This is a genomic window from Streptomyces yongxingensis (assembly GCF_055597465.1).
Genome location: NZ_CM145717.1, coordinates 1,126,860 through 1,136,540 on the forward strand (window position 1 = coordinate 1,126,860; position 9,681 = coordinate 1,136,540).

Here is a 9,681-nt window from a genome sequence, read left to right on the forward strand (position 1 = left end):
GGGATTGACCGAGGCTCCGTCAGGAAACTCAGCTCAGGAAATCCCAAGCTCCTTGTCAATGAAGTCGAAGATCTCATCGGATGTCGCCGACTGAATCGTGTTCGCGACCGTCTTCTTGCCAGCGTTGCCCGAATCCTGTTCCGCTTCTCCCCACTTCAGAAGCAGCGTCTGCAAGCGCGTCGTGATCCTCGGCCGGTCCACGTCGTCGGCGGAGATCGTGGCCATCGCCGCTTCGATCCGGTCCAGCTCGCCGAGGATCGGTGCGGCCGCCGAGACCCCGTCCCGCACGACGTCGGTACGCAGTCGGCGGGCCAGCGCCACGGGCGTCGGGTGGTCGAAGACGATCGTCGCGGGCAGGCGCAGGCCCGTCGCCGCATCAAGCCGGTTGCGCAGTTCGACGGCGGTCAGCGAGTCGAAGCCGAGTTCGCGGAAGGCCCGCTGGGACTCGACCGACTCCACCGACGGGAAGCCCAGCACCATCGCCACCTGGGTGGTGACCAACTCGAGCAGCGCTCGTTCCTGCTCCGCCTCGGACATTCCGGCGAGCCGCTCGCGCAGCTCCGAACCACCGGTCTCGAACTGCGCGGCGGTCCCGCCGCCGGGCGCGGCCTCCAGGATCCGCCGCGCCTCGGGCACCTCGTCCAGCAGCCGGGTGGCCCGTACGGCGGTGTAGGAGGGGGCGAATCGCTCCCAGTCGAGGTCGGCGACGGCCAGGTGGGTCTCCTGGAGGTCGAGGGCCTGCTGGAGGGCCTTGACCGCCAGCTCCGGGGTCATCGCGGCCATACCGCCGCGCCGCAGCCGGTCCTCCAGCGCCCCGTCGACCGCCATGCCGCCCTCGGCCCACGGGCCCCAGGCCACCGAGGTGGCCGCCAGGCCCTGGGCCCGGCGCTGCTGTGCCAGGGCGTCGAGGTAGGCGTTGGCCGCCGCGTAACTGCCCTGCCCGGCGCCGCCGATGGCTCCGGCGAGCGAGGAGAACAGCACGAACGCGGAGAGGTCGAGGCCCTCGGTGAGCTCGTGCAGGTTGCGGGCCCCGTCCACCTTGGGACGCAGCACGCCCGCGACCCGCTCGACCGACATCGCGTCCAGCACACCGTCGTCCAGGACGCCCGCGGCGTGCACGACGGCGCTCAGCGGATACCGGTCCGGGATGGCGGCCAGTACGGCGGCCAGGGCCTCCCGGTCGGCGGCGTCACATGCCGCGATGGTCACGTCCGCGCCCAACGCGGTGAGCTCGTCGCGCAGTTCGGCCACCCCGTCGGCTTCCGGGCCACGGCGGCTGGTCAGCACCAGGTGCTCGGCGCCGGCGTGCGCCAGCCACCGGGCCACCTGCCTGCCCACTCCCCCGGTGCCGCCGGTGACCAGCACCGAGCCCCGCGCGGTCCACGGCCGGGCCGTGGTCTGCGGCGCGGTGGCCCGCACCAGGCGCCGGGTGAACACGCCGGACGTGCGCACCGCCACCTGGTCCTCGAACTCGCCCGCGCCGCCGCCCAGCACACCGGACAGCCGGGCCGCGGCCCGCTCGTCGAGCGTCTCCGGAAGGTCGACCAGACCGCCCCAGAGCCGGGGGTGTTCCAGACCGGCGACCCGGCCGAGGCCCCACATCTGCGCCTGGGCGGCGCTGCGCAGGGTGTCGGATCCGGTCACCGACACGGCACCTCGCGTCGCCACCCACAGCGGGGCCTCGACACCGGCGTCCACCAGTGCCTGCAGCGCGACGAGGTTCAGCGCGAGCCCTCGCGGCACCACCGTGTGCCCGGCGCAGGGGTCCTCGTCCAGGGCCAGCAAGGAGAGCACCCCGCCGACGGCCCCGTCCGGCGCGCCCTCGGCCGCCGTGCGCAGCATCTCGGCGACCGCCGCGCGGTCGATGTCAGCCGCGCCGTCGAGCACGATCCGCGCCGCCTCAGCGCCCTGCCGCTCCAGCATGGTCACCGCGGAGGTGACCAGCTCGTGGTCGGCGTACGACTGGGGAACCATGACCATCCAGGTCCCGGTCAGCGCCCGCTCCGCGAGCTCGGACACCGGGGTCCACGCGATCTGGTAGCGCCAGCCGTCCACCGTCGAGCGCTCACGGTGGCCCTTGCGGTAGGACGACAGGGCGGGGAGCACCTCGGTGAGTGAGGCGTTCCCGTCCACCTGCAGCGCGGTGGTCAGCGCCTCGAGGTCCTCACGCTCGACCGCGTCCCAGAACCGGGCGTCACCTTCGTCCGCGGCTGCGGGGGCGGCGGAGGCGTCGCCCTCGGGGGCGTCCAGCCAGTAGCGCTGCCGCTGGAACGCGTACGTCGGCAGCTCGACCCGCCGGACGTCCTCACCGGCGAACAGGGCCTCCCAGTCCACGGTGACGCCGTGGACATGGAGTTCAGCCAGGGCCGTCGTCAACGCCTGGGCCTCCGGGCGGTCCTTGCGCAGCGCGGGCACCACGACAGAAGCCGAAGCCTCCTCCGCCGTCAGGCACTCCCGCGCCATCGCCGAGAGCACACCGTCCGGGCCCACCTCGAAGAACCTGGTCACCCCCGCGTTCTCCAGGGAGCGCATCCCGTCCGCGAAGCGCACCGCCTCCCGTACGTGGCGCACCCAGTACTCCGGCGAGCACACCTCATCCGCACCCGCCGACTTGCCCGTCACATTGGACACCAGCGCGATCGAGGGCGGCGCGAACGACAGACCCTCGACGACCTTGCGGAAGTCGTCCAGCATCGCGTCCATGCGCGGCGAGTGGAAGGCGTGGCTGACCCGCAGCCGACGCGTCTTACGCCCTTGCTCCGCCCACTGACCGGCGATCTCCAGCACCGCCGCCTCGTCACCGGCGATAACCACGGAGGCGGGGCTGTTGACGGCGGCGATGCTCACCTCGGCCTCACGACCGGCCAGCGACGCGGCGATCTCCTCCTCCGACGCCTGCACCGCCACCATCGCGCCGCCCTCGGGCAGCCCCTGCATCAGACGGCCACGGGCCGCCACCAGCGCGCACGCGTCCTCCAGCGAGAACACCCCCGCCACATGCGCGGCCGCGATCTCACCGATGGAGTGACCGATCAGCACATCCGGCGCCACGCCCCACGCGGACAGCAGCCGGAACAGCGCCACCTCCACCGCGAACAGCGCGGGCTGGGTGAACGCCGTCTGGTCGAGCAACTCGGCGTCGGCGCTGTCCTCGGCCGCGAACATCACGTCCTTCAGCGGACGGTCCAGCAGCACATCGAGGTGCGCGCACACCTCGTCCAGCGCCTTGGCGAACACCGGGAAGGTGTCGTACAGCTCCTGGCCCATGCCCAGGCGCTGCGCACCCTGGCCCGAGAACAGGAAGGCGGTGATTCCCGTCGGAGTGGCGACCGAGCGCACAACTCCGGGAGCCTCCTCGCCGCTGGCGACGGCCTCGAGCCCGCGCAGCAGCTCCGCACGGTCCGCGCCCGTCAGCACGGCACGGTGTTCGAACACCGACCGGGTGGCCACCAGGGAGTAGCCCACGTCCTTCAGGCCCAGCTCGGGCCGTGCGGTCAGATGGGCCCGCAGCCGCCGTGCCTGGGCGCGCAGCCCGTCCGCGCTCCGGGCGGAGAGCGTCCAGGGAGCCGCGCCACGCTCGTCGGGAGCCGTCACCTCGGCCGGTCGCGCCTCTTCGGTGTCCGAGGGTGCCTGCTCGATGATGGTGTGCGCATTGGTGCCGCTGACACCGAACGCGGAGACACCGGCCCGGCGCGGCCGGCCCGCCTCCGGCCACGCGGTGGTCTCGGTCAGCAGCCGCACCTCGCCCGCCGTCCAGTCCACCTGCGGCGACGGCTCGTCCACGTGCAGCGTCTTCGGCAGTACGCCGTGCCGCATCGCCATGACCATCTTGATGACACCGGCGAGTCCGGACGCGGCCTGGGTGTGGCCGATGTTCGACTTCAGCGCGCCCAGCAGCAGCGGCTGCCCCTCCGGCCGCTCCTTGCCGTAGGTGGCCAGCAGCGCCTGCGCCTCGATCGGGTCACCCAGCGACGTACCCGTACCGTGCGCCTCGACCGCGTCCACCTCGGCGGCGGACACCCCGGCGCTGGCCAGCGCCTGACGGATCACCCGCTGCTGCGAGGGGCCGTTCGGCGCCGTCAGACCGTTGGACGCACCGTCCTGGTTCACGGCGGAGCCCCGCACGATGCCCAGCACCTGGTGGCCATTGCGCCGAGCGTCCGACAGCCGCTCCACGAGCAGCACATCGGCGCCCTCGCTCCAGCCCGTACCGTCCGCCGCGGCCGAGAACGGCTTGCACCGTCCGTCCGGGGCGAGCCCGCCCTGCCGGCTGAACTCGACGAACGCCATCGGAGTGGCCATCACCGCCACGCCGCCCACCAGCGCCATGGAGCACTCGCCCTGACGCAGCGACTGGCAAGCCAGATGCAGGGCCACCAGCGACGACGAGCAGGCCGTGTCCACCGTGACGGCCGGACCCTCCAGGCCGTAGGTGTAGGCGAGACGGCCGGAGACGACACTGCCCGCGTTGCCGGTCAGCAGATGGCCCTCGACGTCCTCGGGCACCGTCTCCAGATTGGCGCCGTAACCGGAGCCCGAAAAGCCGACGAACACACCGACCTGGCTGCCCCGCACCGACGCGGGGTTGATGCCCGCCCGCTCGAACGCCTCCCACGAGGTCTCCAGCAGCAGCCGCTGCTGCGGGTCGGTCGCCAGCGCCTCACGGGGCGAGATCCCGAAGAAGCCGGGGTCGAACTCGGCCGCGTCGTAGAGGAATCCGCCTTCACGGGCGTAGAACGTGCCCGGCCGGTCCGGGTCCGGGTCATACATGCCCGACAGATCCCAGCCGCGGTCGGACGGGAAGGAGGAGATGGCGTCACCGCCGCTCTCGACCAGCTGCCACAGGTCCTCCGGGCTGCGCACCCCGCCGGGGAAGCGGCAGCTCATGGAGACGATGGCGATGGGTTCGTCGTCCGCGCCGGAACCGGCGGGCGCCCCGGACCCGGCGGCGATCGCCGGGGACGAGGTGCCCAGCACCTCGGTCCGCAGATACGCCGCGAGCGTACTGGCGCTGGGGTAGTCGAAGACCAGCGTGGCGGGCAGGCCGAGACCGGTCTCCGCGGCCAGCCGGTTGCGCAGGTCGACCGCGGTCAGCGAGTCGAAGCCCAGATCGCGGAAGGCCCGGTTCGGCTCGACAGTCTCCGCGGAGGCGTAGCCGAGCACGGCGGCGGCGTGCTTGCGCACCAGATCGAGCAGCGCCCGGTCCCGCTCGCCCTCGGTCAGCGGCTGCAGCCGCTCGCGCAGCTGCGCCCCGGCGGCCTCGGCGCTCTCGCCACCGTCGCCCTTCGTCTCCAGTGCCCGGACCTCGTCGAGGTCGCTCAGCAACGGACTGGGCCGGACCGCGGTGAACGAGGGCGCGAACCGCTCCCAGTCCACGTCCACGACCGTCACCAGACCGTCGTCACCGGCCACCGCGCGCTCCAGAGCGGCGATCGCCAGCTCGGGTGCCATCGCGGGCAGGCCACGCCGCGCCAGCTGCTCCCCCGCGTCGTCCCGGGTCGCCATGCCACCCTCGGCCCACGGGCCCCAGGAGACGGCGGTGCCGGCGAGACCCCGCGCCCGGCGCTGCTCCACCAGCGCGTCCAGGAAGGCGTTTCCGGAGCCGTAGACGCCCTGGCTGCCGCCGCCCCACACACCGGAGATGGACGAGAAGACCACGAACGCGTCGAGTTCACGGTCGCCGAGCAGCTCGTCCAGGTTGACGGCGCCGGCCACCTTGCCCGACACCACCCTGGCCGCGTCCGCGAGCTCCGTCTCCAGCAGGGAAGCCGCGATCGTGACACCTGCCGCGTGCACCACCCCGGTGAGCGGCCGGTGCTCCGGTACGGCGTCCAGGACGGCGGCCAGCGCGTCACGGTCCGCCGCGTCACACGCGGCCACCGTCACCTCGGCACCCATGCCCTCCAGCTCCGCCTTCAACTCGGCGGCGCCCTCGGCCTCGAGACCGCGGCGGCTGGTCAGCACCAGATGCTCGGCACCGCTGCGGACCAGCCAGCGGGCCACCTGGCCACCGAGCCCACCCGTGCCACCGGTCACCAGCACCGTGCCACGCGCCCGCCACGACGTCTCTTCACCGGAGACAGGCGCCGACCGCACCAGACGGCGTACGAAAACACCCGAGCCACGCACCGCGACCTGGTCCTCGCCACCCTCGACGGACAGCACACCGGCCAGCCGCTCCGCGCCGCGCTCATCCAGCGTCTCGGGCAGATCGACCACACCACCCCACAGCGGCGCCAGCTCCAGCCCGGCCACCCGGCCCAGCGCCCAGACCATCGCCTGCACCGGGCTGGTGAGCCGGTCCGAACGGCCCACCGACACGGCGCCTCGCGTACCGCACCACAACCGGGCCGGAATCTCGGCCTGAACCATGGCCCGCACCAGCATCAGGCTCAGCGCGTAGCCGCCCGACAGCGCCGGATACCCCGGGCAGGGCTCCTCGTCCAGGGCGAGCAGCGACAGCACACCACCCAGGTCGGGCACCTCGGCGGCCGCCTCGCGCAGCCGTTCCGCCAGCACGTCGGCGTCGAGGTCCGCCTCGTCCGCCGCGACCTGGACCACATCCGCGCCATGCCGCTCGAGCCCGGCGACAACCCCCGACACCAGCTCGTCCTCGGCACGGGACGCCGGCACCACCACCAGCCACGTCCCCGACAGCGAGCCGTCGGGGGCGTCGGAGAGCGGCTTCCAGGACACCTTGTAGCGCCAGCCGTCGATCGTGGACTGGTCGCGGGTATTGCGGTGGTACGCGGACAGGGCGGGCAGCACCGCGCTCAGCGGCGCCTCGCTGTCGACCGCCAGCGCGTCCGCGAGCGACTCCAGATCCTGGCGCTCCACCACCTCCCAGAACCGCGCATCGACGGAACCGGCGCCATCGGCCGCGCTTCCGCCGGGCGGCAGGCCGAATCCATCGAGCCAGTAGCGCTCGCGCTGGAAGGCGTAGGTCGGCAGCTCCACCTGGCGGCCGCCACGGCCCTCCAGCGTGGTGAGCCAATCGACCTTGGTGCCACGCGCGAACACCTCGGCGGCCGAGGTCAGGAACCGCTCCAGGCCGCCCTCGTCGCGCCGCAGCGTGCCCACGACCACGGCCTGGGCCTCAGCGGCCTCCACGGTCTGCTGCACGGGAAGGGTGAGCACCGGGTGCGGGCTCACCTCGACGAATGTGGCGTGTCCCGTGCCGAGGAGGGCGCGGGTGGTGGCCTCCAGCTCGACGGTCCGGCGCAGGTTGCGGTACCAGTACTCGGCGTCCAGACCGGCGGTGTCCACCAGCTCGCCGGTCACCGTGGAGTAGAACGGCACCTCCGACGCGCGCGGCTCGATGTCCGCCAGGACCTCCAGCAGCTCCTCGCGGATGGCCTCCACGTGCGCGGAGTGGGACGCGTAGTCCACCGGGACCCGGCGGACGCGGATCTCCTCACCCTCAAGCTGGGCGACCATCTCGTCCAGCGCCGTCGGGTCGCCGGAGACCACGACCGAGCCCGGGCCGTTGACCGCGGCAACCGAGATCGCGCCGTCCCAGGCGGCGATACGCTCCTTGGCCTGGTCCGCCGGCAGGCCGACGGACACCATGCCACCACGGCCCGCGAGGCCCGCGGCGATCGCCTGCGAGCGCAAGGTGACGACCTTGGCGGCGTCCCGCAGCGAGAGCGCGCCCGCGACACAGGCCGCGGCGATCTCGCCCTGGCTGTGGCCCATCACGGCATCGGGCTCCACCCCCACCGAACGCCACAGCTTCGCCAGCGACACCATAACGGCGAACAGCACCGGCTGGACCACATCCACCCGATCGAAGCCGGGAGCGCCCTCGGCGCCACGCAGCACCTCGGTGAGCGACCAGTCCACGTACGCCGACAGCGCCGTCTCGCACTCGGCCATCGCCTCGGCGAACACCGGCGAGGACTCCAGCAAGTCCACCGCCATGCCCATCCACTGCGCCCCCTGACCGGGGAACACGAACACCGAGCGGCCACGAACATCCGCCACGCCGCGCGTCACACCCGAGGCAATCTCGTCCCCGGCCAACGCGCCCAGCCGCTCCAGGAGCTCCTCACGATCGGCCCCCGTCACCACCCCACGGTGCTCGAACACCGATCGCGACGCCACCAGCGAGAACGCCACATCGGCGGCGCTCAGCTCCGGCCGTTCGGCCACGAACTCCCGCAGCCTGCCCGCTTGCGCCCGCAGACCGGCCGCGCTGCGGCCGGACACCACCCACGCCACCGGACCGTCGGCCACCTCGGCCACAGGCTCCTCGACCGCTTCGGCCTCCGGAGCCTGCTCCAGGATCGCGTGCGCGTTCGTCCCGCTGATGCCGAACGAAGACACACCGGCCCGCCGGGGCTGCTCGGTCTCGGGCCACGGGGTCGATTCGTTGAGCAGCCGGATATCGCCTTCCGACCAGTCCACCTGGGTGGACGGCTCATCCGCGTGGAGCGTCTTGGGCAGCACGCCGTTCCGCATGGCCATCACCATCTTGATGACCCCACCGACACCGGCGGCGGCCTGGGAGTGGCCGATGTTGGACTTCAGCGAGCCCAGCCACAGCGGCTTGTCCTCCGGCCGCTCCTTGCCGTAGGTGGCCAGCAGCGCCTGCGCCTCGATCGGGTCGCCCAGCGACGTACCCGTGCCGTGTGCCTCCACCGCGTCCACATCGGCGGGGGTCAGGCCCGCGTTCTTGAGCGCCTGGCGGATCACCCGCCGCTGCGAGGGGCCATTGGGCGCCGTCAGACCGTTGGACGCGCCGTCCTGGTTGATCGCCGAGCCCCGGACGACGGCCAGCACCGGGTGGCCGTTGCGCCGGGCGTCGGAGAGCCGCTCCAGGAGGAGCAGGCCCACGCCCTCCGCCCAGCCGGTGCCGTCGGCGCCCGCGCCGAACGCCTTGCACCGTCCGTCGGGGGCGAGCCCGCCCTGCCGGCTGAACTCGACGAACATGCTCGGGGTGAACATGACGGCGACGCCACCCGCCAGGGCCAGCGAGCACTCCTCCTGACGGAGCGCCTGGCAGGCCCAGTGCAGGGCGACCAGCGACGACGAGCACGCGGTGTCCACCGTCACGGCGGGTCCTTCCAGACCCAGGGTGTAGGCCACCCGCCCGGAGACCACGGAGGTGGCGTTGCCCGCGAGCAGCAGCCCCTCCACGCCTTCGGGCATCTCGCTCACCCCGGCGCCGTAGCCGGAGGGCGAGGCGCCGACGAACACACCGGCCTGACTGCCCCGCACCGACGCCGGGTCGATTCCGGCGCGCTCGAACGCCTCCCAGGCGGTCTCCAGCAGCAGCCGCTGCTGGGGGTCGGTGGCGAGCGCCTCCCGCGGGCTCATGGAGAAGAAGCCGGGGTCGAAGTCGCCGGGCGCGTCCAGGAATCCGCCCTCACGGACGGAGAACGTGCCGGATCGGTCCGAGTCCGGGTCGAAGAAGCCATCCACGTCCCAGCCCCGGTCGGGCGGGAACTCGGTGATGGCGTCACCGCCCTCGGCGACGAGCCGCCACAGCTCCTCCGGAGTCTTCACACCTCCCGGGTACCGGCAGCTCATCGCCACGATGGCGATGGGCTCCCGGTCCCGCTCCTCCACCTGTCGAAGTCGCCGACGAGCCTGACGCAGGTCTGCCGTCACCTTCTTGAGGTAGTCAAGGAGTTTTTCGTCTTCCGCCACTATCCCCAGCCCCTTGAAACACTCTGTGAG

The 9,681-nt window shown here is 72.7% G+C and carries 1 protein-coding gene; it reads right to left on the reverse strand.

Annotated features, from left to right (window positions below; translation table 11 throughout):
- Positions 1-33: 33 nt before the first annotated feature.
- Positions 34-9,651, reverse strand: a complete 9,618-nt coding sequence (locus tag ACZ6TD_RS05030) for a type I polyketide synthase (RefSeq protein WP_471351090.1) — start codon at positions 9,649-9,651, stop codon at positions 34-36.
- Positions 9,652-9,681: the final 30 nt, after the last annotated feature.